Origin of the sequence: Ferrovibrio terrae (assembly GCF_943372915.1) — a bacterium.
Classification (GTDB): Bacteria; Pseudomonadota; Alphaproteobacteria; order Ferrovibrionales; family Ferrovibrionaceae; genus Ferrovibrio; species Ferrovibrio terrae_A.
In genome coordinates this window covers 25,455-46,554 of record NZ_CALSAN010000031.1, presented here as the reverse complement: position 1 = coordinate 46,554, position 21,100 = coordinate 25,455, and the positions used below count along the sequence as shown (strand labels likewise).

The window sequence follows — 21,100 nt, the reverse complement described above, 5'->3', positions numbered from 1 at the left end:
AAGCGCTGCACAATCGGCTTCGATCAGCGCGCGCAGTTCCAGTAAGTGATCCTCCCTGCCATCGACATCGAGGCGGAAGGCATTGCCGCCCGGTGCGGCGGCGACAAAGGCGCCCTTGCCCTGGCGGGTTTCGACATAGCCATCGGATTTCAGCCGGGCGATCGCCTCGCGCACCACGGCGCGGCTGACCTGATGCTGCTCGGCCAGGGCATGTTCCGACGGCAGCCGGTCATGCGGGCGCCAGGCACCGGCCAGGATCGGCTGCAGCAGGGCATCCGCGAGGCTCTCGACCAGCGAGGGGGTCTCGGCGCGAAGGGGCAGGCGGAGGATAGCGGGCTGGGCTGTCATGCTGGCTGTAACCTGCCTGACAAGTTATCCGGATTATTCAGTTATATCAATGTGAGAACTAGTCTCAACTGGCAGTGCCGCTTTCGCCGGCGCCGCCCTGTTCGATCAGCCAGGCAACGAACTGCATCACGCTACCCTTGCTGCGGTTGGCCGGATAGAGCACGTGATAGCCGTCTGACAGTGCAATCGGGCCGCTGAGTGGCGCCACCAGGCGGCCGGCAGACAGGTCGTCATCGATCAGCGGCAGGGCGCCGACGGCAAAGCCCAGGCCCCGCGCCGCCGCCTCCAGGGTGAAATAGTAATTCTCGAACCGCGCCCCTGCCGTGGGCACCTGGCTGCGCCGGATACCGGCGGCGGTGAACCATTCGGTCCAGGCAAAGGGTTTGGAATCGCAATGCAGCAGTGGCGCGGTGAGCAGGTCGCGTGCGGTTTTGATCGGGTGCTTCTGCAACAGCGCTGGCGCCGCCACCGGGAGATTGCGCTCGAGCAGGAACTGCTGGCAGGCAAAGCCCGGCTTGTGCATCTGGTGGCGGCGGATCACCACATCGAAATCGCCATCGATCTGTTCCAGCGATGGCGTCGCCGAGGTCATCAGCCGCACCTCGACCTGCGGATGCGCCATCTGGAAGGCCGAAAGCCGCGGGATCAGCCAGCGCATGGCAAAGGTGGCCAACGTAGAGACGCGCAGCACGCGCATCGCCGTGGGCTCGCGCATGCGTTCGGTGGCGCCGGCCAGACGATCCAGCGACGCATGCACATCGGCAAAGTAGGTGGCGGCGCGCGGCGTCGGCACCCGGCCACGGCCGGATGGCTGGAACAGCTTGATGCCGAGAAAGCCTTCGAGCGTCTGGATATGCCGGCTGATCGCGCCATGGGTGACGCCGAGTTCCTCGGCCGCCTTGGTCAGGCTGCCAAGCCGCACCGTGGCCTCGAAGGCGCGCAGGGCATTGAGCGGAGGCAGCGGGCGCATCTGTGAGTTTTCCTGACAGACAGGTGAGCAGAAAGCGTCTGGTTCGGCAAGCCCGCTTGCGTAGACTTCGCCCGTAAAGCAGCCCTGTATTGAGAGGTTTCTGGTGATGTCCAGTCTTTCACTGCCCGCGCGGATCGCGCAGGGCAGCACGCTCTTTCTATGCCGTTTGCTCAACCATCTGTGGCAGGCCCATAAGGCCCGCGCCGCCTATCAGCGCAGCCTGGTCGCCCTGTACGAACTGGATGACAGCCGGCTGCGCGATATCGGCCTGACCCGGGCGGACCAGAAGCGCGGCTATCCGGAATATTAGTCCGGCTTGATCGGCGCGTTGGGCAAAGCGCTGTCGCCCGGCCCGAGCGGGCGCTGCATGAACACGCTGTCGACCCAGCGGCCATGCTTGAAGCCGATCGAGGGCAGTGTGCCGACAACACGGAAACCCAGCGCCGCATGCAGGCCGATCGAACCGAGATTCTGCGTGTCGCCGATCACCGCCACCATCTGGCGATAGCCCTGGGCGCTGCAGCGCGCGATCAGGTTTTCCAGCAGGGCACGGCCGATGCCCCGGCGCGGCGCATCGGCCGCGACATAGATCGAATCCTCGACCGAGAAGCGATAGGCGATGCGCGGACGATAGGCGCTGGCATAGGCATACCCCACCACTCGACCATCCAGTTCGGCCACCAGATAAGGCAGGCCCTTGGCCAGGATATCGGCGCGCCGGCGGCCGATCTCGGCGGCGTCTGGCGGCACTTCCTCGAAGCTGCCGAAGCCGTGCTTGACGTGATGGCCATAGATGGCGGTGATGGCGGGAAGGTCGCGCTCGTCGGAGGCACGGATGATGACGGGAGAGGCAGACATGACAGATCCAGCAATAGACGTGGCCATCACTATGCCACGCGGCCGGCCGTCGCGAAATCGTCAAGACCGGTCCTGCGCCGGAAGCCGTTGATATCGGGCACATATCCGGAAATTCACTTGTCCGGATCATGGTTAATGCCCAGATTGGGGCGATGAACACCCTGTCCCCGCCCGCGCAGCTTTCCGATGGCAATGGCCTGCGATTCAACGCCACCGGCGCGGCCGCCACGCCGCAGCCGGACTCGCCCGTCTTGCAGCAGTTGCTGCGCTACTGGGAGTCCAAGCTCGGCCCGAATGGACGGCTGCCGGCGCGCCGCGACCTCGATCCGCTCGAAATCCGCAGCCTGCTGCCGCATATCTACCTGATCGATGTGGTGCCGGGCGATGCAGCAGACCATTTGCGCTTTCGCATCCGCCTGCTGGGTGAAAAACACGTCGATGTATATGGCAACGGGCTGGTCGGCCGGATGATCGACGAAATTTATCCGGCTGCTGTGGCCACTGAATTCACCCGCCTCTATGCCGCCGTGGCACGACGCCGCGCCCCGGTGGTCAACCGCGGCCAGGTCAGCTGGATCCACAACAAGGAATGGCTGCAGTATGAAGGCCTGCATGCGCCGCTGGCGGCCGATGGCATCACCACGGACACCATCTTTGGCGCCGGTGCCTTTGTCGGGTTTGACTGAGAATCTTTAAGACGTGGCGAGCAGCCTGGCCGCCACAGCCTTCGGCAACAGCAGCCAGAAACGGCCCGGATGCTTCATGCGGCCGGCCACGCTTTCGGCTTCGGTGCCTGCGCCCCAGAAGACATCGCCGCGCACCGCGCCACGGATGGCGCCGCCGGTATCCTGTGCCACCATCAGCCGCTGCAACGGCTTGTCCCCCGTGGGCAGCGCCGGCTGCTGGGCATCGAGCCAGAGCGGCAGGCCGAGTGCATGGTGGCTGCGATCCACCGCCAGGCTGCGGCCCGGCACCAGCGCCACACCCTGGGCACCCGGCGGGCCGTCGAGATCATCCTTCGGCGCCGGCAGTTCGCGGAAAAAAACGTAAGACGGATTCTGTTTCAGCAGTTCCGGCGCCGCATCGGGATTGGCGCGCAGCCAGGCACGGATCGCCTGCATCGAGACATCCTCGCGGCTGATCGTGCCGCGATCGATCATCACCCGGCCGATCGCCACATAGGGGTGGCCGTTCTGCGCGGCAAAGCCGACGCGGGTTTTCGCGCCGGTATCGAGCTGCACCAGGCCCGAGCCCTGCACCTGCAGGAAAAAGGCATCGGCCGCATCGTCGAGCCAGACCAGTTCCAGATTCTTGTTCGCCAAGGCACCGGCATCGATCTGGCTGCGGTCTTCATAGGGCCGCAGGCGACCGTCACGCACGCGGCCGGCGATGCGCTGACCCTTCAGGCTGTCGCGGAATTCGCCGAGATCGACCTGCACCAGATCCGGCGGCTGGCGATACAGCGGCACGGAATAGCGGCCCTGTTTCTGGCGGCTGCCGCGCACCAGCGGTTCGTAATAGCCGGTGAAAAGCCCCTCCGCCTTGCCATCGCCGATCACGGCGACGGGCTGCAGCTCGGTCTCGATCAGGCGGCGCAGCGCCGCATCGTTGCCGGGCGGCAGCGCGGCCAGCGCCGAACAGAAGGCTTTCCAGTCATTGCCGCTGCCGTAGCGCTCGTAATTGTCGAGCGCACGCTCATTGCGCGGGATCATGCGTGCGCAGGACCGTATCAGTGCCGGCAGGGCGTCGGCGACGCGGTCGGCGGCATAGCCGGGCAGATCGGAAAAGGCGGCGGCGCGGAAGGCCAGAGCCGGTGGCGCGGGCGGCGGCTTGGGGGCGCAGGCTGCGAAACAAAGCAGAACCAGAACTGCGAGGCTGCGCCACCCCGTGCGCATCATCAGGCCGGGCTCAGTTCGGCGCCGAGGTGGCGATCAGCGTCCAGTTCGGATCGCGCGACTTGGTATCGCGGGCAAAGGTCCAGATATCGGTAACCTGCTCGACGCTGTTGGCATGGCCGCTGATGACATGGCCCTGGGCATCCTTGGTCACGCTGATCAGCTCGGATTCGAACTTCACCGTCACTTCACCGATGCGGTTGTTCACCTGGCTTTCGATGATCGTGGCACCACGCAGGCCGACAAAGGTGGTTTCCACCGTTTCGTTGCGCTTGGCGCGTTCGTCGATGGCGCCGGCGAAATCGGCAAAGACCTCACGCGACAGCAGCGGGCGCAGGGCTTCCTTGTCGCCGGCGGCAAAGGCGGTGACCACCATTTCATAGGCGGCCTTGGCACCGCCGAGAAACTCGGCGGCATCGAAATTCGGATCGGCGGCGCGCAGCGGCGCCAGGGCGGCCTCCTGGGCCGGATCGACGGGCGGGGCTGTTTCGCCGCGCGGCGGCAGGGCCACGACATTGTCGTCGCCGGCCTCGACCTCCTTGCCATCCTTGTCGGCAAAGGGCGGCCGGCGGCGTTTCTGTTCATGGCCGGTGCGCTGGCCCAGCACGGCGCGCAGACGCAGGGCGATGAAGCCGGCAATGGCGCCAAGCAGAAGAATGTCGAGGAACTGGAAACCGTCACCCATTTGAATTGCCTGATATCCCTGTTTTGGGAATTTTACCCCCGCCGCCTGAGGCGGTCCAGCCATGCCGCCGCCAGAAGCGCGGGTATGCCGGGGAAATAAGGGCAAATCGTGGCAAAGCAAGTGCCGCGGCCGGTAAACCGCGCCGGCCCCGGGGCCACCGCCTTGTCGATATCCGCCAAAGCATGCTAGGGACAGCCCGCCCTTTCAGCGACCGACAGTCTGCATTCGAGACGGAAAGACAGAGCCGCCATGACCGATACCGCCAATCCGCCGCCGGGTTTTGACCCCAACAGCGCACCGCATTTCGGCCTGAGCGCGCAATACACCAAGGACCTGTCGTTCGAGCATCCGATGGCGCCGCGCACCTTCAGCATGCAGGGCGCGCCGCAGATCTCGGTGAATGTCGGCACCGCCGCCGAGCGGGTCAACGACACGCTGTTCGAGGTGACGCTGCGCATCCTGTGCGAAGCCAAGCATGGCGAGGAGGTCGCCTTCGTGGTCGACCTGCATTATGCGGGCCTGTTCACGCTGCAGAATATCCCGGCCGAGCATGTCGAGCCGTTGCTGCTGGTCGAGGCGCCGCGCCTCTTGTTCCCGTTTGCCCGCCGCATTGTTGCCGATGCGACCCGCGACGGCGGCATGCCGCCGCTGATGCTCGACCCGATCGACTTTGTGCAGCAGTACCAGCGCAGCAAGCAGGCCGAAGGCCAGGCTGGCACGGCCTAGGCGTCCGCACTGATGGGCCCGGGTGGCAGCCCGGTTTTTCTTGCCATCCCCCTTGCCCGGCTGCAAGCTGACCCTTTGTATTTAAGTGACGGATTGGGCAGGGGATCGGGTGAGCAACTCGCTGTGGGCAAGTCACTGGACGACGAAATCAGCAGTTCGACCTATCCGCGCCTGCTCGGTACCGCGTTTCTGGATCAGTGTTCGCCGGCGATCCGCCGCATCTGGGACTACTGGGACAGCTTGCGTGGTGCGCGGCAGATGCCGGCCCGCAGAGACATCGATCCGCTGGATATCCCCGTCGACCTTCTGCCCGGCATTCTGCTGACCGAGGTGCTGCAGGCGCCACCCTGGCTGCGCTATCGGCTGGTCGGCACAGCGCAGGCTGCCCTGCGCGGCCGCGATCCCACCGGACAGCCGGTGCAAGGCAATTACATGGGCGCCCATCTGGGCGTCGCCGGCGACGATGTGATGCTGAACTACCGCATCGTCATCGAGAAACGCATCCCGGTCTATACCTACAATCCGGTGGCCGGCGCGTTGCCGGGCGGCGGCTCGTTGCGACAGGTGCCCTTGCGGGCCAACAGCTCGCTGCTGATGCCGCTGTCGAGCGACGACAGCAGGGTCGACATGGTGTTCTGCTTCAGCGAACTGGAAGAACCCTAGGCCCGCCTCTACGCGGCCGATGACGCGGCCTGCGCTGGACTGGCTGCGTTTTCAAGCCCCATGGCACGCAGCAGTTTGTCCAACTCGACCGGCTTGGCCACCACCGCATCGAAACCGGCGACTTCGTAGCGCGCCAGCGCTTCGGGCACCACATCGGCGGTCAGTGCGATGATGCGCTGATCGCGTCCATGCGCCAGGTTGCGCAGGCGGTGATGGGTCTCGATGCCATCCATGTCGGGCATGTGGATGTCCAGCAGCACGACATCGAAGGGCTGTGCCGCCGCCAGGCTAAGTGCCTCCAGGCCGCCCTCGGCCAGCACCAGTGTCTTGCAGAAAGGCGCTAGCAGAGTTTCGATGATGCGACGGTTGACGTGATTGTCGTCGACGCAGAGCACGCGCGGCGGCCCGGGCGGCAAGGGCTGCAGCGCCGGCAGGGCGCTGTCGTAGGATTCGTTCTCGTCTCCCAGCTCAAGCGGGATCTCGATCCAGAACAGCGCGCCGCGGCCCTGCTGGCTGTGGCAGCCGATTTCGCCGCCCAGCAGATGACAAAGCCGCCGGCAGATGGCGAGGCCAAGCCCGGTGCCGCCAAAGCGGCGCGAGATAGATCCATCCTCCTGGGCGAAGCGTTCGAAGATGCTGGCCTGCGCCGCAGCCGAGATGCCGGGGCCGGTATCCTCGATCTCGAAGCGCACACCGGCAACGTCGTTGGCCAGCCGCGCCGGTTTGGCGCGCAGCGTGATATGACCGGTCGTGGTGAATTTCACCGCATTGCCGATCAGGTTGACCAGAATCTGGCGCAGACGCATCGGATCGCTTTCGATGCCGGGCGGCAATGCCGGGTCGATCTCGGTGCGGAAGCCGAGTTTTTTCTGGGCACAGGCCGAGGAAAACAGTGCCGACATGGAATCCATCAGCACGCGCAGCCGGATCGCGCTGGGCGAGACCTTGAGCTTGCCGGCTTCGAGCCGCGAATAATCGAGGATATCGTTTATAATACCGAGCAGGCTTTCCGCCGACTCCCGGATCACGCCGACATAGTCGCGCGCCATAGCATCAAGCGGCAGGCCTTCGAGCGCCTGCGCCATGCCTAGCACGCCATTCATCGGCGTGCGAATCTCATGGCTCATGGTGGCAAGGAATTCGCTTTTCACCGTTGCCAATCTTTCGGCCCGTGCAGTCTGGTCCTGCAAATCACTGTTCAAGGCTGCCAGGGCGCGGGCCTTGCGCTCGCGATCCGCCAGCACATCCATCGCGATCAACGTTGCAATGATGCCGCTGAGCAGGATCATGCCCGAGATCACGCTGATGATGGCGGCCAGCGAACTCCAGTTGGCGATGCCCTTGTCGAGCGGTCGCGAGGTGGAGAGGATCAGCCGGCCATCGAACAGCCGGCGCACGGCAACAATGCGCGGCTCGCCGGTGAAGGGATTATCGTAGACACCGCTATGCGCATCTCGGCCACTGGCGGCAAAGGCTTCGTAGGCTGAAACGCGGGCCTGCGATTTTCCGATTTCATCCTCGCGCCAGGGCGAGCGGGCAATCATGGTGAAATCGCGGCTGAGCAGGGTGACGTAATCCCCCGGTGCCACCACTTTCTCGAAGGCCTGCGCATAGGCGTAAGGATCGACGATGGCGCCGATCACGCCCTTGAACTGGCCGTTGCGATCGCGCACGGCCATGCTGAGATTGAGTTGCCAGCGCTGGTCGACCGTATTCCTGCTGGGGCCGGCAAACAGGAACCGCTCATCGGGGTTGTCGCGCAGACGGGAGAAGATCTCGTTTCTGGACGCGTTATAGGGCTGGATTGGATAGGAGCGCGAGGAGTACAGGCCATCGCCCTTGGCATTGACCATGCCCAGCGCCCGCACATAGGCCAGCTGTTCTTCCATCTGCCGCAGATGCCGGTGCATCTTGGCTTCGTCTTCGCCATCGATCTGCCACAGCAGCTCGATCTTCTCGAGTACGAAACGCGCGCTCTGCAGCGAGTTTTCGATTTCATGGGCGCGGATTTCACCCTGGCGTTCCAGATCGCCGATCTCTTCCTCGATCGCGGCCTGGCGCAGCGTGGTGTAGACATAGTGATTGAGCCCGGCCAGCGGCAGGATGATGGCGCAGATGACGAGCGCAACAAAAAGATACTTCCGACGCATCCGATGGTCTCGGGCAGTCCAGGGCCGATTCAGTCCGTGTTTCGGGACCGCAAACTAAATCGACACCAGAGCCTGACGGCATAGGATTGCAAATAGGTTATCGGAAAATTAGTCCCGTAAACCCGACCTAGTCGCCCCTGAGCCAGATGGCATCCTTCAGCTTGGCGACAAAGGCCGCGTGGGCCGCCTGTTCAGCTTCGCTGGCCTGATGCGGGCGCGGTGGCCGGGCGGGCCCACGCATCTGCGGTGCCGCCACCAGGCTGTCGCCGGCTTCGCTGCCGGCCAGGCCCAGGCCCTGCTGCCGGCCGCCGATCAGCTCGAGATAGACCTCCGCGAGCAATTCCGCATCCAGTAACGCGCCGTGCTTGATACGCGCCGAATTGTCGATGTTGAAGCGTTTGCACAGCGCATCCAGGCTGACCTGGGCGCCAGGGAATTTGCCGCGCGCCAGACGCACCGTGTCGATGGCGCGTTCCATGGCGATATGCGGGAAACCATCCAGCCGCGCCAGCTCAGCGTTCAGGAAGCTGAGATCGAAGGCCGCATTGTGGATCACCAGCATGTCCTCGCCGATGAAATCGCAGAATTCGCGCGCGATGGCAGCGAAGAGCGGCTTGTCCTTGAGAAATTCGTCCGACAGGCCATGCACCTTGAAGGCGTCTTCCGGCATCGCCCGCTCGGGATTCACATAGACATGGTAATGCCGGCCGGTCGGGATGTGATTGACCAGCTCGATGCAGCCGATTTCGACCAGGCGGTCGCCTTCATTGGCCTTGAAGCCGGTGGTTTCGGTATCGAGGACGATTTCGCGCATCAGCTGCTTCCCGCCTTTTGGCGCAGGGTGGCAATCAGCGCCTCGACCTGCTGTTCGGTCTCGGCCAGGCTGACGCCGGTATCGATGATATAATCGGCCCGCGCGCGTTTTTCCGCATCGGGCATCTGGTTGGACAGGATGCCGGCGAGTTTTTCTTCACTCATGCCGGGGCGTGCCAGCGCGCGGTCGCGCTGCATCGCCTCCGGCGCGCTCACCACCACAATCGCATCCAGCGTCTTTGCGCTGCCGCCTTCCAGCAGCATCTGGATTTCCAGCACCACCATGGCTTCGCCGCGCTGTTCCGCCTGGCTGAGAAAGTCCTCGCGCAGGCGCGCCACCAGCGGATGCACGATCGCTTCCAGCCGCTTGATCTCGGCCGGCTTGCCAACCACCAGCGCGGAGAGCGCCGGCCGGTCGATGGCGCCGTCCTTCACCGCGCCGGGGAAGGCGGCGCCCACCGGCGCCACCGCTGCACCGCCACGGGCATAGAGCTGATGCACGGCGGCATCGGCATCGAAAACCGGGATGCCGCGCGCAGCGAACATTTTCGCCACCGTGGTCTTGCCCATGCCGATGGAGCCGGTGAGGCCGATTTTCAGCATGGCTGTCTCATGCCAGCACCGCGGCGCGCAATTCCGGGGTTACCGCCGGCGCCACCCCGAACCAGGCCTCGAAGCCCGGGCGGCCCTGATGCAGCAGCATACCCAGGCCATCCACCACCGGGTTGCCGCGGGCCCGGGCGCGAGCCAGCAGGTCGGTTTCCAGCGGGCTGTAGACGATGTCATTGACCAGGGCCGTGGCCGGCAGATCGTCGAGCGCGAGATCCAGCGGCGGCTGGCCGGCCATCCCCAGGCTGGTGGTGTTGACCAGCAGGCCGGCGCCGCCCAGCGCCTCGGCGCGTGCCTCCCAATCCGCCGGAGCAATGCGCGAGCCAAATTCGGCGGCCAACGCATCGGCCTTGTCGCGGCTGCGGTTGAGCAGGCGGATTTCCGGCGTGCCGGCATCCAGCAGGGCGACGATGATCGCCCGTGCCGCGCCGCCGGCCCCCAGCACGGCCGCCGGGCCGGCCGCGGGACTCCAGCCGCCTGGCGCATCCGCTTTCAGGCTCTCGAGGAAACCGAAGGCATCGGTGTTGCTGCCATGCAGGCTGCCATCGGGCTGCACGGTGATGGTGTTGACCGCACCGATGCGCTGGGCCACCGGATCGACCTGCGCCAGATAGGGCAGCGCGGCAACTTTGTGCGGGATGGTGACATTGATGCCGCGAAAGCCCGGTTCCTTCGGCAGGTCGGCCATGAAGGCGGCAAGGTCTTCAGGCGGCACCGGCAGCTTGTCATAGCGGCCGCTGAGGCCGTGCTGCTGCAGCCAGAAGCCATGCAGCTTCGGCGAGCGCGAGTGATCGACCGGCCAGCCGATCACGCCGGCCCGCGGGATGATGTCGTCTTCGGTATCGAAACCGGTCATGCGCCCAGACTCATGACCGGAGCACCTTGTTCTCGCGCAGGATATCCAGCAGCGGCAGCATGGGCAGGCCGAGAATGGAGAAGAAATCGCCCTGGATGCGGCTGAACAGCTGCACACCGCGCCCTTCGAGCTGGTAACAGCCGACGCTGTAGAGAACGGCGTCTCCAGCCTGCGCCAGATAGGCATCCAGAAAAGCGTCGGAGAAATCGCGCATGGTCAGCTTCGCGCTTTCGGCATGGCGCCAGATTACGCTGCCGCCGCGCGCCAGCACCACCGCACTGACCAGCTCATGGGTCTTGCCGCGCAACCGCAGCAGCTGGTCGCGCGCTGCCGCCGGCGTTGCCGGTTTGTCATACCATGTGCCGCCGCAGTCCAGCATGGAGTCGGCGGCGATGACGAAATCCTGCGAGGTGCCGTGGCTGACGCGATGGGCCTTCAGCTCGGCCAGTGCGATGGCGGCATCGCGCACGCTGGCGCCTTCGGCCTTCAGGCTGTGCTTGATTTCCTCTTCATCGATGCGTGCCGGGACGATGTCGAAATCAAGTCCGGCAGCCCGCAGCATGGCCGCACGTGAAGCGCTGGCCGAGGCAAGAACCAGACTCATGACACGATGCTCACGATTACATTCACCAACATACTCACTGACCCGATCCCTCGAGGCCAAGCTCCTGCTGCTTGCGCTGTTCCTCGCGCCTTGTGTGCAGGTTCAGGATCGCCGCGGCGGTTTCCTCGATCGAGCGGCGCGTCACGTCGATGATCGGCCAGTTATGCTTGGTGCAGAGCTTGCGCGCGATGGTGAGTTCCTCCTTCACGCGCTCGTCATCCACATAGGCGGTCTCGGTCGTCTGGTTCATCGAGATCAGGCGGCTGCGTCGGATCGAGACCAGGCGGTCGGGCGAGGTGGTGAGGCCGACCACCAGGGGCTTTTTCAGCGTCTCGACCTCGGGCGGGATGATCAGGCCCGGCACGATCGGCACATTGGCGGTCTTGAACCCGCGGTTCGCTAGATAAATGGAGGTCGGCGTCTTGGAGGTGCGCGATACGCCCACCAGCACGATATCGGCCTTGTCGAGGTCTTCCAGATGCTGCCCGTCGTCATGGGCGATGGTGAAATGCATGGCATCGATGCGGTGAAAATATTCCGCATCCATTTCATGCTGGCGGCCGGGCAGGTTGACCGCCTTCTCGCCGAGATATTTGCCAAAGGCCATGATCACCGGATCGAGCACCGGCACGATCGGCAGCTTGGCCTTGGCGCAGCCCTTGATCAGGATCTCGCGCAGCTCCTGGTCCACGATGGTGAACAGCACCAGCCCGCCCATGGCGGCGATGGCTTCCACCACGCGCTCCATCTGCAGCGGCTTGCGCACCAGCGCCCAGGTATGGGTTTCCACCTCTTCCTGCGATTTCTGGAACTGCACCAACGCCGCCTTGGCGACCGATTTCAGGGTCTCGCCGGTGGCGTCGGAAACCAGATGAATATGCGGCCGGGTGGTTTTCGGCATCAGTCTCGCGCGCGGTGGATTATGGGGATAAAGCGCATAAGGCGGGGGTTTTCCCCAATGGCCTCAATTTCATGCCCGGAAGCAGGATTCCATGCAACCGGCCTGTCACCGCTGGATCAATTTTATGACGCCCCTGTGGAAAGCGGGGAGAATGCGTCATTCCGCCACAATGCTTACCAATCCCCGTTATCCCCATAATCCCCATTGTAGCTTTTTTGCGGCCCATCGCAGCTTTCCGCCGGCTTATCCCCGTACCGGCGGTTTTGCCGCACATAACCGGCTGTCGGGATGGAATCCGGGAGGATCGCTGGATTGGCGATTATCCCCGACTCTCACCGCACTACTGCCTCCACTATCTCTTTTAATTTAAATTAAAATAGAAGAGGAATAAGGCATGAGCCCAGTTCCTGCGGCCCCGAGCATGAGGCAAATGGCTACCCAGCCGACCAAACCGCTGTTGCGTACCCTCGCCGGCCTGCCGAGTGCGCGCCCGCCTCTGTGGCTGATGCGCCAGGCCGGCCGCTATCTGCCGGAATACCGCCAGACCCGGGCGCAGGCCGGCAGTTTCCTCGATCTTTGCTACAATCCGGAGCTGGCTGCCGAAGTGACGTTGCAGCCGATCCGGCGCTTCGGCTTTGATGCCGCCATCCTGTTCGCCGATATCCTGCTGATTCCCCAGGCGCTGGGCCAGCATCTGGCCTTCAGGGAAAACGAAGGTCCGGTGCTGGATGCGATCCGCACGGCCGGCGAACTCACCCGCCTGAACCCCGATGGCATCCACAAGACGCTGGGACCGGTCTACGAGGCGGTCGGACGCATCAAAGCGGAGCTACCCGCCAACTGCACCCTGATCGGCTTTGCCGGGGCTCCCTGGACGGTTGCGACCTATATGCTCGAAGGGCGCGGGTCGAAGGATTTCCCTGCCGCCAAGACCTGGGCCTTTGGCAATCCGGTCGGCCTGGACACCCTGATGGATATCCTGGTCGAGGCCACGATTGCCTATCTCGACCGCCAGGTGCAGGCCGGCGCCGAGGTGGTGCAGCTGTTCGATACCTGGGCCGGGGTGCTGCCGGAACAGGAATTCCGCAGGTTCTGCGTCGAACCGGTGCGCCGGATCATTGCCGCGCTGAAAGAGAAATATCCCACCCTGCCGGTGATCGCCTTCCCGCGCGGGGCCGGCATCCTCTACGAGACCTATGCCCAGGCCACCGGCGCCGATGCGCTGGGGCTGGACTACACCATGCCGCTGGGCTGGACCCGCGACCATCTGTGGTCGAAGACCGTGGTGCAGGGCAATCTCGATCCGCGCCTACTGGTGGTGGGCGGATCCGCGCTGGCGGAAGGCGTGCATCGCCTGCTCTCCACCTTCAAGGGCCGTGGGCATATCTTCAATCTCGGTCATGGCATCGTGCCGGAAACCCCGGTGCGTCATGTCGAGGAGCTGGTGCGGCTGGTCAAAGGCACGGAGACGGCGGCATGAGTCTTTTTCAAGCGGGCTCCGGGATATTTCGCTTTAGGTCTTGCTGACCATGACCCAGACGACAGCCCCCCAGAAGACCGCCGTTGTGCTCTTCAACCTCGGCGGACCCGACAGTCCGCAGGCGGTGCAACCCTTTCTGTTCAACCTGTTCAATGATCCGGCGATCATCCGGCTGCCCAATCCGTTTCGCTGGCTGCTGGCGAAACTGATCTCGACGCGCCGCGCACCGGTTGCGGCCGAGATCTATGCCAAGATGGGTGGCCGTTCGCCGATCCTGCCGCAGACCGAGGCACAGGCTGCGGCCCTGCAGGCTACGCTGGGCGACGGTTTCCGCGTCTTCATCGCCATGCGCTACTGGCATCCGTTTGGCGATGAAACCGCGCGGCAGGTGAAAGCCTGGGGTGCCGACCGCATCGTGCTGCTGCCGCTGTATCCGCAATTCTCCACCACCACCACGGCATCGTCCTTCACCGACTGGCACCGGGCCGCGGGCAGAGTTGGGCTGGCAGCACCGACGGCGGCAATCGGCTGCTACAACGACGAGCCGGGCTTTGTCGCTGCGCAGACTGCGCTGCTGCGCGACCGCCTGCCGGCGGCCGAGGCAAAGGGCCGGGTGAGGATCCTGTTCTCGGCCCATGGCCTGCCGAAAAAGATCGTCACCGACGGCGATCCCTACCAGCAGCAGGTCGAGCGCAGTGTCGCGGCGATCCTGCAGCAGCTTGGCCGCGCCGATCTTGATAGCCGCATCTGCTATCAGAGCCGCGTCGGCCCGCTGGAATGGATCGGCCCGGCCACTGATGCCGAGATCACGCGCGCGGCACAGGAGACGCGCTCCATCGTCGTCGTGCCGGTCGCCTTCGTCTCCGAACATTCGGAAACCCTGGTCGAGCTGGATATCGAATATGCCGAACTGGCCCATCACAACGGGGCGGCCAGCTATATCCGTGTGCCCACCGTGGGCGCGCAGCCGGCTTTCATCGAGGGTTTGGCGCGGCTGGTGCGGGGCGCCGGCTTTGACGGCCAGACCCGCTGCGGCAGCAGCCAGCCCTGCGGCCCGGCCTGGCGCCGTTGTGCCTGCGCGGCCTGACCGGTAAAACCGCCGCATGCTCTACGACTGGCTGAAAGCCCTGCACATCATCGCCATCATCGCCTGGATGGCCGGCATGCTGTATCTGCCGCGGCTGTTCGTCTACCACGCCGATGCCGCACCGGGCTCGCCGCAATCGGAAACCTTCAAGGTGATGGAACGCCGGCTGCTGAAGGCGATCATCAATCCCGCCATGATCGCCGCCTGGATCTTCGGCGGCAGCATGGCCTGGCTCGGCCATCACTGGGACCAGCCCTGGTTCTGGGCCAAGATTGTACTGGTGCTGGGCATGCAGGCCATCCATGGCAACATGGTGGGCTGGCAGCGCGCCTTTGAAGCAGACCGCAACACGCGCAGCGCGCGCTTCTATCGCATGGTCAATGAAATCCCGACCGTGCTGATGATCGGGATCGTGCTGCTGGTGATCCTGAAACCCTTCTGATCCTGACAGCAGGTGTCAGCAGAGGGATTGTCTGCCGACAATGTTCCCGTTGCGTGCTATATAACCTGATGGTATTAGGCGGCCAAACCATCTGACACTGTTATCTGGCAGATCAGATTTCTAAGCTGCCGTTGCGTCAGTGTTTCGTGCGATCTGTCACACAGGATTGGCTTGTCGTTCGCGCGATAGCCGCATACTTCTTCGCGCATGCAAAATAACTGGGGGTCTCCCAATGTCTTTCGGTAAGTTCCGTCACGGCGCGCTGGCCGTCGCCCTTCTGACCGGTATCGGCTCGCTGGCGTCCACCGCCGCGGCGCAGATGGGCGGCCCGCCGCCGGTGACCGTCGCCAAGCCGGTGGTACGCCCCATCGTCGAGATGGATGAATACACGGGCCGCTTCGATGCGATGAATTCGGTCGAGATTCGTGCCCGCGTCAGCGGCTATCTCGACACCGTGCATTTCCAGGACGGCGCCACCGTGAACCAGGGCGACCTGCTCTTCACCATCGACCGCCGCACCTATCAGGCCAATTACAATCAGGCCCAGGCGACGCTGAACAACCGGCAGACCGAGTTCGATCTCGCCAAGCTGGAATACGAGCGGTACCAGAAGCTGACCCAGACCGGCGCCGCCGCCACCGCGACGCTGGACCAGCGCCGCCAGGCCTTCCTCGCCGCGCAGGCCAATATCTCAGGTGCTCGCGCCGCCGCCGAAACCACCCGCCTGCAGCTCAGCTTCACCGAAGTGCGTTCGCCGATCGCCGGCCGCATCTCGCGCAAGCTGGTGTCGGAAGGCAACCTGGTGCGCGAGAACGAGACCCTGCTGACCACCGTGGTGCAGCTCGCGCCGGTGCATTTCTATTTCGACATCGACGAGCGGTCGTATCTGTCCTACCAGCGCATCGCCAAGCAGGGTGGCCAGAGCAGCAGCGGCGGCAGCAACGGCCGCGGCCTGCCGGTCGCCGTGATGCTGACGGATGAAAAGACCTTCATGCACACCGGCGTGCTCGACTTCACCGACAACCGTGTCGATACCGCCACCGGCACCATGCGCCTGCGCGCGGTGTTCGAGAACAAGGACCAGTTCCTGACCCCGGGCCTGTTCGGCCGCATCGCCGTGCCGGGCAGCCCGGAATACCAGGCGGTGATGCTGCCCGATGAAGCGATCCTCACCGATCTGGACCGCCGCTATGTCTATGTGGTGGGCGATGGCGGCGCCGTGCAGCAGCGCCCGGTGCGCATCGGCTCGCGCACCGACAACTACCGCATCATCCGCGAAGGCCTGAAGGGTGACGAGACCGTCGTGATCAACGGCCTGCAGCGCGTGCGGCTGGGCGGCGGCAAGGTGACGCCGATGCCCGTCGAACTGCCCAAGGTCTGGAATGGCCTGATGGCGCTGCCGCAGCCGGCTGCCCAGGGCGGCCAGCAGGCGCCCGCCAAGTAATCCAGTCATTCTTCGCCGCGAGGGCGCCATGAAATTCGGACATTTCTTCGTCGACCGGCCGATCTTTGCCGCGGTGATCTCCATCGTCACGGTGATTATCGGCGCGATCGCCTTCATCAACCTGCCGGTTTCGGAATATCCCGAAATCGCGCCGCCGCAGATCAACGTGACCGCCAGCTACCCCGGCGCCGATGCCGAGACGCTGGCCCGCACGGTCGCCACGCCGATCGAGCAGGAAATCACCGGCATCGAAAACCTGCTCTACATGTCGTCGTATTCCACCGCCGACGGCCTGATGCAGCTGACCGTCACCTTCAAGCCCGGCACCGATCTGGATACCGCGCAGGTGCAGGTGCAGAATCGCGTCACCATCGCCGAACCGCGCGTGCCCGAAGAGGTGCGCCGCCAGGGCATCACCACGCGCAAGCAGGCCGGCGACTTCCTCATGGTCGTGCATCTGCTCTCGCCTGATAAGCGCTACGACCAGCTCTATATCGCCAACTACATGCAGTTGCGCATCCGTGACCAGCTGCTGCGTCTGGACGGCGTGGGCAACGTCACCATCTTCGGCGGCAGCGAATATGCCATCCGCATCTGGCTCGATCCCAACCGCATGTCGGCCTATGGCCTGGCCGGCGCCGATGTGGTGGCCGCGTTGCAGGCGCAGAATGTGCAGGTTTCCGGCGGTTCGCTCGGCCAGCAGCCCTCGCCGGACAGCAACGCGCTGCAGGCCATCGTCACCACGCAGGGGCGGTTTGAGGATATCCGCCAGTTCCGCAATGTCATCATCAAGGCCGGCGCCGATGGCCGCCTGGTGCGGCTGGAAGATGTCGCCCGCGTCGAGCTGGGCGCCAAGGAATACAACAGCCGCAGCTATCTCGATGGCCAGACCGCGATTGCCATGGGCGTGTTCCAGCGCCCCGGCACCAATGCGCTGGAGACCTCCACCGCCGTCATCAAGAAGATGGACGAGCTGAAGAAGGATTTCCCCGAAGGCCTGGAATACACCGTCATCTACAACCCGACCGAGTTCATCGCCGAATCGGTGAACGAGGTGTACAAGACGCTGATCGAGGCGATCATCCTGGTCGCGCTGGTGGTGCTGATCTTCCTGCAGAACTGGCGCGCCTCGCTGATCCCGATCCTGGCGATCCCGGTCTCGCTGGTCGGCACCTTTGCGGTCATGCTGGCCTTCGGCTTCACGCTGAACGTGCTCAGCCTGTTCGGCCTGGTGCTGGCCATCGGCATCGTGGTCGACGACGCCATCGTGGTGGTGGAAAACATCGAACGCAACATCGCGCTCGGCATGTCGCCCCGCGATGCGGCGCATGAAACGATGGACGAGGTCGGCACCGCCGTCGTCGCCATCGCCGTCGTGCTGTCGGCGGTGTTCATTCCCACCGCCTTCATCCCCGGCATCACCGGGCAGTTCTACAAGCAGTTCGCGCTCACCATCTCGGTGGCGACGATCCTGTCGGCCTTCAACTCGCTGACCCTGTCGCCGGCGCTGGGCGCCGTGCTGCTGCGCAAGCATGAGCCGGGCCATGAGCCGAAATTCGCGCCGCTGCGCTGGCTGAAAGTCGCTGCCGACAAGTTCAACACCGGCTTCGACAAGACCAGCAACAGCTATGCCAAAAGCGTGGGCAAGATCGTCACCCGCCGCATGCTTATGCTGGGCGTCTATGGCCTGCTGGTGGCGGCGACCTTCTTCATGTTCCGCACCGTGCCGCAGGGCTTCATCCCGCCGCTGGATCGCGGCTATGCCATCGTCGTCATCCAGCTGCCCGATGGTGCCTCCTTGAGCCGTACCGATGCGGTGACGCAGAAGGCGACCAAGCTGGTCGAGTCTGTGCCCGGCGTGGCGCATGTGGTGGCGATCCCCGGCTTCAACGGCGCCACCTTCACCAACGCCACCAATGCGGCGGTGATGTTCACCACCTTCACGCCATTCCATGAACGCCTGCCGCAGGGCCTGACCGCGACGGCCGTCATTGGCCAGATGATCGGTCGCCTGCAAAGCATCGAGGAAGCCTTCGTCATCGCCGTGCCGCCGCCGGCGGTGCCCGGCATCGGTTCGGGTGGCGGCTTCAAGATGCAGCTGCAGAACCGCGTCGGCGACGATGTGCGCCCGCTGCTCGCCGCCGCCTATCAGATGATGGGCATGGCGATGCAGACCCCGGGTGTCACCGGCGTGTTCACCACCTTCTCGGCCTCCTCGCCGCAGGTGTTCCTGAATATCGACCGGACCAAGGCGCAGATGCTGAACGTGCCGCTGTCCAACGTGTTCGAGGCGCTGCAGGTCAATCTCGGTTCGGCCTATGTGAACGACTTCAACGCCTTTGGCCGCATCTTCCAGGTGCGCGCCCAGGCCGATGCGCAGTTCCGCCTCAACAAGGAGGATATCTCGCGTCTGAAGGTGCGTTCGGCCACCGGCGACCTGGTGCCGCTCGGCACGCTGGTCGAGATCAAGGAGACCGCCGGCCCCGATCTGCTGCAGCGCTACAACACCTATGTGTCGGTGCCGCTGCAGGGCAACACGCCGCCCGGCGTGTCGACCGGCCAGGCGCTCGCCGTGATGGAAGGGCTTGCGGCCCAGGTGCTGCAGCCCGGCCAGAGCTTCGAGTGGACCGAGATCGCATTGCAGGAGCGTTCGACCGGCAACACCGCCACCTACATCTTCATCCTGGCGGTGGTGTTCGTCTTCCTGGCGCTGGCGGCCCAGTATGAAAGCTGGGTGCTGCCGCTGGCGATCATGCTGATCGTGCCGATGAGCGTGCTGTTCGCGCTGTTCGGCGTCTGGGTTGCCGGCATCGACAACAACGTGTTGGTGCAGATCGGCCTGGTGGTGCTGATCGGCCTGGCGGCGAAGAACGCGATCCTGATCGTGGAATTCGCCCGCCAGCTGGAAGCCGAAGGCAAGTCGGCGGCCGAAGCGGTGATCGAGGCCTGCCGCCTGCGTCTGCGCCCCATCCTGATGACGGCATTCGCCTTCATCCTGGGCGTGCTGCCGCTGGTCACCTCGGTGGGTGCCGGCGCGGAAATGCGCCGCGCGCTGGGCACCGCGGTGTTCTCGGGCATGATCGGCGTCACCCTGGTGGGCCTGTTCCTCACCCCGGTGTTCTACGTGGTGCTGCGCGGCTTCGTGAAGGGCCGTGTCGCCAAGCGCCAGGTGCCGCACCAGGAGCAGCCCAATCCTGCGGGTGAATAAGCCGCCCGATAAAACAGAAAAGGCCCGGTGTAAAAACCGGGCCTTTTTATTGCCTGAAAGATAAAGGGTTCAGCGCTGCCAGCCTTAGCGCAAGAGGGCCGGATCGAGCGTGAACAGTTCCGATGGATTCTCGACGCCGCGCAAGGCAAAGCGCCCGAGCGAGATCGCATGCTCCTTCAGCCCGCCGGCGGCCGCCTTGAATGCGGCGGAGTAGATCGCGCGCTGGTCGACCGAGCGGGCCAGGCCGGAAATGCGCGAGAGTTCGTTCACCGCCGGGCCGACCACGGTGAAATCCAGCCGATCCTCGCCGCCGAAATTGCCATACAGCACTTCGCCGACGTGCAATGCGACGGACATGTCTGTCACGGGAAGGCCGGCATTGGCGCGGCGGTTGCGCACCTCGCGCAGTTCGCGCATGCAGGCCTTGAGCGCCTTCAGCGACTGCATGCAGGCATTTTCCAGGTTGCCGTCGTCGCGGAAAATCGCCAGCACGCCGTCGCCGACGAATTTCAGCACCTCGCCGCCATGGGCATGCACGGCCGAGACGGCAGCGCCGGCATAGTCGTTGAGCAGCGGCATGATCAGTTCAGGCGATACGGTATCGACCAGGCGGGTGAAGCCGCGCAGGTCGCTGAACCACAGCGCCGCCGTGATGCGTTCGGCCTCGCCGCGCCCGATGGTGCCGCTGAGCACGCGCTGGGCGGCGTTGCGGCCGAGATAGGTTTCCGCCAGCGTCTCGGCGATGCGGCGCACGCTGGCCGAGCGCACGGCGGCGGCGGCAAACGGGATCAGCGCATTCAGCGTTTCGAGCTGCTTCTCGGTGTAGCCTTCACCATGCGCCGTGGTCCAGGAGGCATAGATCGAGTCGAGCTGGCCGATGACGGCGCGCTCGCCGAAGCGCGTCATGGTGACGAGATAGTCGGTATAGCCCTGCTCGGCCAGTTCGGTCAGCACCGGGAAGGGATAATCGCCGTTATGGCCGATCATGCGGAAACGCAGATGCGGCTCGCCATTGGTCTCCAGATGATAGAACGGGCTTTCGCGCCACTTGCGCTGGCCTTCCTCAGAGATGGAACGGCCGAATTCATGCAGCGCCACCTGCTCCTGGTCGACATGCCAGGCAAAGATGCGGCCGGCCAGCACCGGATGCAGCGTGTCGGCGCCGAGCAGCGCGCGCTTCACCGGGATGCCGGCCTTGTTCAGATTGAGGCAGAAGTTGCCGAGAATCTCGCCCTCGCTATGGCCGTTCAGCGAGGCATCGGCAATCGAGCGGGCAATATTGGTGAAAACCTGTGGATCCATGGCGGCCAAGATAAGGCGGCAATGTGTAAAAATCGATGGGGCGGCCGCGTGTTTTCGTC

Annotated in this window: 21 protein-coding genes; 9 read left to right on the top strand and 12 right to left on the bottom strand. The window is 64.5% G+C overall.

What is annotated here, in order from left to right; genetic code table 11:
- Window positions 1-348: winged helix-turn-helix domain-containing protein (locus AAG821_RS18085; protein WP_341916375.1), on the bottom strand; the 348-nt coding region annotated here is incomplete at its 3' end.
- 64 nt (window positions 349-412) lie between these two features.
- Window positions 413-1,318, bottom strand: coding sequence for a LysR substrate-binding domain-containing protein (locus AAG821_RS18080; RefSeq protein WP_341915721.1), 906 nt, complete (start codon window positions 1,316-1,318; stop codon window positions 413-415).
- Between the two features lie 106 nt (window positions 1,319-1,424).
- On the opposite strand from AAG821_RS18080, the gene AAG821_RS18075 reads away from it, so the two are divergent.
- A complete protein-coding gene (locus tag AAG821_RS18075; RefSeq protein WP_341915722.1) occupies window positions 1,425-1,628 on the top strand; it encodes a DUF1127 domain-containing protein in 204 nt (67 codons plus the stop codon).
- On the opposite strand, the gene AAG821_RS18070 is transcribed toward AAG821_RS18075, so the two are convergent.
- Window positions 1,625-2,176 (bottom strand): N-acetyltransferase family protein, encoded by a 552-nt coding sequence (locus AAG821_RS18070; RefSeq protein WP_341915724.1) that lies wholly within the window; start codon window positions 2,174-2,176, stop codon window positions 1,625-1,627. The two genes, AAG821_RS18075 and AAG821_RS18070, sit on opposite strands and share 4 nt — an antisense overlap.
- 152 nt (window positions 2,177-2,328) lie before the next feature.
- On the opposite strand from AAG821_RS18070, the gene AAG821_RS18065 reads away from it, so the two are divergent.
- On the top strand, window positions 2,329-2,862 hold the full coding sequence (locus AAG821_RS18065) for a PAS domain-containing protein (RefSeq protein ID WP_341915725.1): 534 nt from the start codon (window positions 2,329-2,331) through the stop codon (window positions 2,860-2,862).
- 6 nt (window positions 2,863-2,868) lie between these two features.
- Here AAG821_RS18065 and AAG821_RS18060 read toward each other — a convergent pair whose 3' ends face one another.
- Complete coding sequence (locus AAG821_RS18060) at window positions 2,869-4,074, bottom strand: MltA domain-containing protein (RefSeq protein ID WP_341916373.1); 1,206 nt, start codon at window positions 4,072-4,074, stop codon at window positions 2,869-2,871.
- A gap of 10 nt (window positions 4,075-4,084) precedes the next feature.
- The gene (locus AAG821_RS18055; RefSeq protein WP_341914018.1) at window positions 4,085-4,756 is read right to left on the bottom strand and encodes a Tim44/TimA family putative adaptor protein; all 672 of its coding nucleotides are present in this window, start codon (window positions 4,754-4,756) and stop codon (window positions 4,085-4,087) included.
- A gap of 249 nt (window positions 4,757-5,005) precedes the next feature.
- Here AAG821_RS18055 and secB point away from each other — a divergent pair, with 249 nt between their 5' ends.
- Window positions 5,006-5,482 (top strand): protein-export chaperone SecB, encoded by a 477-nt coding sequence (gene secB, locus AAG821_RS18050; RefSeq protein ID WP_341897737.1) that lies wholly within the window; start codon window positions 5,006-5,008, stop codon window positions 5,480-5,482.
- Window positions 5,483-5,605: 123 nt separating this feature from the next.
- Window positions 5,606-6,145: a PAS domain-containing protein gene (locus AAG821_RS18045; RefSeq protein ID WP_341914017.1), complete on the top strand. Its 540-nt coding sequence runs from the start codon at window positions 5,606-5,608 to the stop codon at window positions 6,143-6,145.
- An 8-nt stretch (window positions 6,146-6,153) separates the two neighbouring features.
- On the opposite strand, the gene AAG821_RS18040 is transcribed toward AAG821_RS18045, so the two are convergent.
- From AAG821_RS18040 to AAG821_RS18015, 6 genes are all read right to left on the bottom strand, one after another.
- Complete coding sequence (locus tag AAG821_RS18040) at window positions 6,154-8,295, bottom strand: ATP-binding protein (RefSeq protein WP_341914015.1); 2,142 nt, start codon at window positions 8,293-8,295, stop codon at window positions 6,154-6,156.
- Between the two features lie 127 nt (window positions 8,296-8,422).
- The gene (gene dnaQ, locus AAG821_RS18035) at window positions 8,423-9,109 is read right to left on the bottom strand and encodes a DNA polymerase III subunit epsilon (protein WP_341914013.1); all 687 of its coding nucleotides are present in this window, start codon (window positions 9,107-9,109) and stop codon (window positions 8,423-8,425) included.
- A complete protein-coding gene (coaE, locus tag AAG821_RS18030; RefSeq protein ID WP_341914011.1) occupies window positions 9,109-9,711 on the bottom strand; it encodes a dephospho-CoA kinase in 603 nt (200 codons plus the stop codon). The genes dnaQ and coaE overlap by 1 nt, the downstream gene beginning before the upstream one ends.
- Before the next feature lie 7 nt (window positions 9,712-9,718).
- Window positions 9,719-10,573 carry a shikimate dehydrogenase gene (locus AAG821_RS18025; protein WP_341914009.1) on the bottom strand — a complete coding sequence of 285 codons (855 nt, stop codon included), beginning with the start codon at window positions 10,571-10,573 and terminating at the stop codon, window positions 9,719-9,721.
- A 10-nt stretch (window positions 10,574-10,583) separates the two neighbouring features.
- A complete protein-coding gene (locus AAG821_RS18020; protein ID WP_341914007.1) occupies window positions 10,584-11,177 on the bottom strand; it encodes a Maf family protein in 594 nt (197 codons plus the stop codon).
- Window positions 11,178-11,211: 34 nt separating this feature from the next.
- Complete coding sequence (locus AAG821_RS18015) at window positions 11,212-12,078, bottom strand: pyruvate, water dikinase regulatory protein (protein ID WP_341914005.1); 867 nt, start codon at window positions 12,076-12,078, stop codon at window positions 11,212-11,214.
- Between the two features lie 430 nt (window positions 12,079-12,508).
- On the opposite strand from AAG821_RS18015, the gene hemE reads away from it, so the two are divergent.
- The 5 genes from hemE (at window position 12,509) to AAG821_RS17990 (ending at window position 19,739) form a co-directional block, all read left to right on the top strand.
- The gene (hemE, locus tag AAG821_RS18010) at window positions 12,509-13,558 is read left to right on the top strand and encodes a uroporphyrinogen decarboxylase (RefSeq protein WP_341914003.1); all 1,050 of its coding nucleotides are present in this window, start codon (window positions 12,509-12,511) and stop codon (window positions 13,556-13,558) included.
- A gap of 49 nt (window positions 13,559-13,607) precedes the next feature.
- Window positions 13,608-14,645, top strand: coding sequence for a ferrochelatase (gene hemH / locus AAG821_RS18005; RefSeq protein WP_341914001.1), 1,038 nt, complete (start codon window positions 13,608-13,610; stop codon window positions 14,643-14,645).
- A 16-nt stretch (window positions 14,646-14,661) separates the two neighbouring features.
- On the top strand, window positions 14,662-15,087 hold the full coding sequence (gene hemJ / locus AAG821_RS18000; protein ID WP_341914000.1) for a protoporphyrinogen oxidase HemJ: 426 nt from the start codon (window positions 14,662-14,664) through the stop codon (window positions 15,085-15,087).
- Between the two features lie 232 nt (window positions 15,088-15,319).
- Window positions 15,320-16,531 carry an efflux RND transporter periplasmic adaptor subunit gene (locus AAG821_RS17995; protein WP_341913997.1) on the top strand — a complete coding sequence of 404 codons (1,212 nt, stop codon included), beginning with the start codon at window positions 15,320-15,322 and terminating at the stop codon, window positions 16,529-16,531.
- A gap of 28 nt (window positions 16,532-16,559) precedes the next feature.
- Window positions 16,560-19,739 carry a multidrug efflux RND transporter permease subunit gene (locus tag AAG821_RS17990; RefSeq protein ID WP_341913995.1) on the top strand — a complete coding sequence of 1,060 codons (3,180 nt, stop codon included), beginning with the start codon at window positions 16,560-16,562 and terminating at the stop codon, window positions 19,737-19,739.
- 84 nt (window positions 19,740-19,823) lie between these two features.
- Here the strand turns inward: AAG821_RS17990 and AAG821_RS17985 are convergent, their stop codons facing one another.
- Window positions 19,824-21,041, bottom strand: coding sequence for an adenylate/guanylate cyclase domain-containing protein (locus tag AAG821_RS17985; RefSeq protein WP_341913993.1), 1,218 nt, complete (start codon window positions 21,039-21,041; stop codon window positions 19,824-19,826).
- Window positions 21,042-21,100 lie beyond the last annotated feature (59 nt).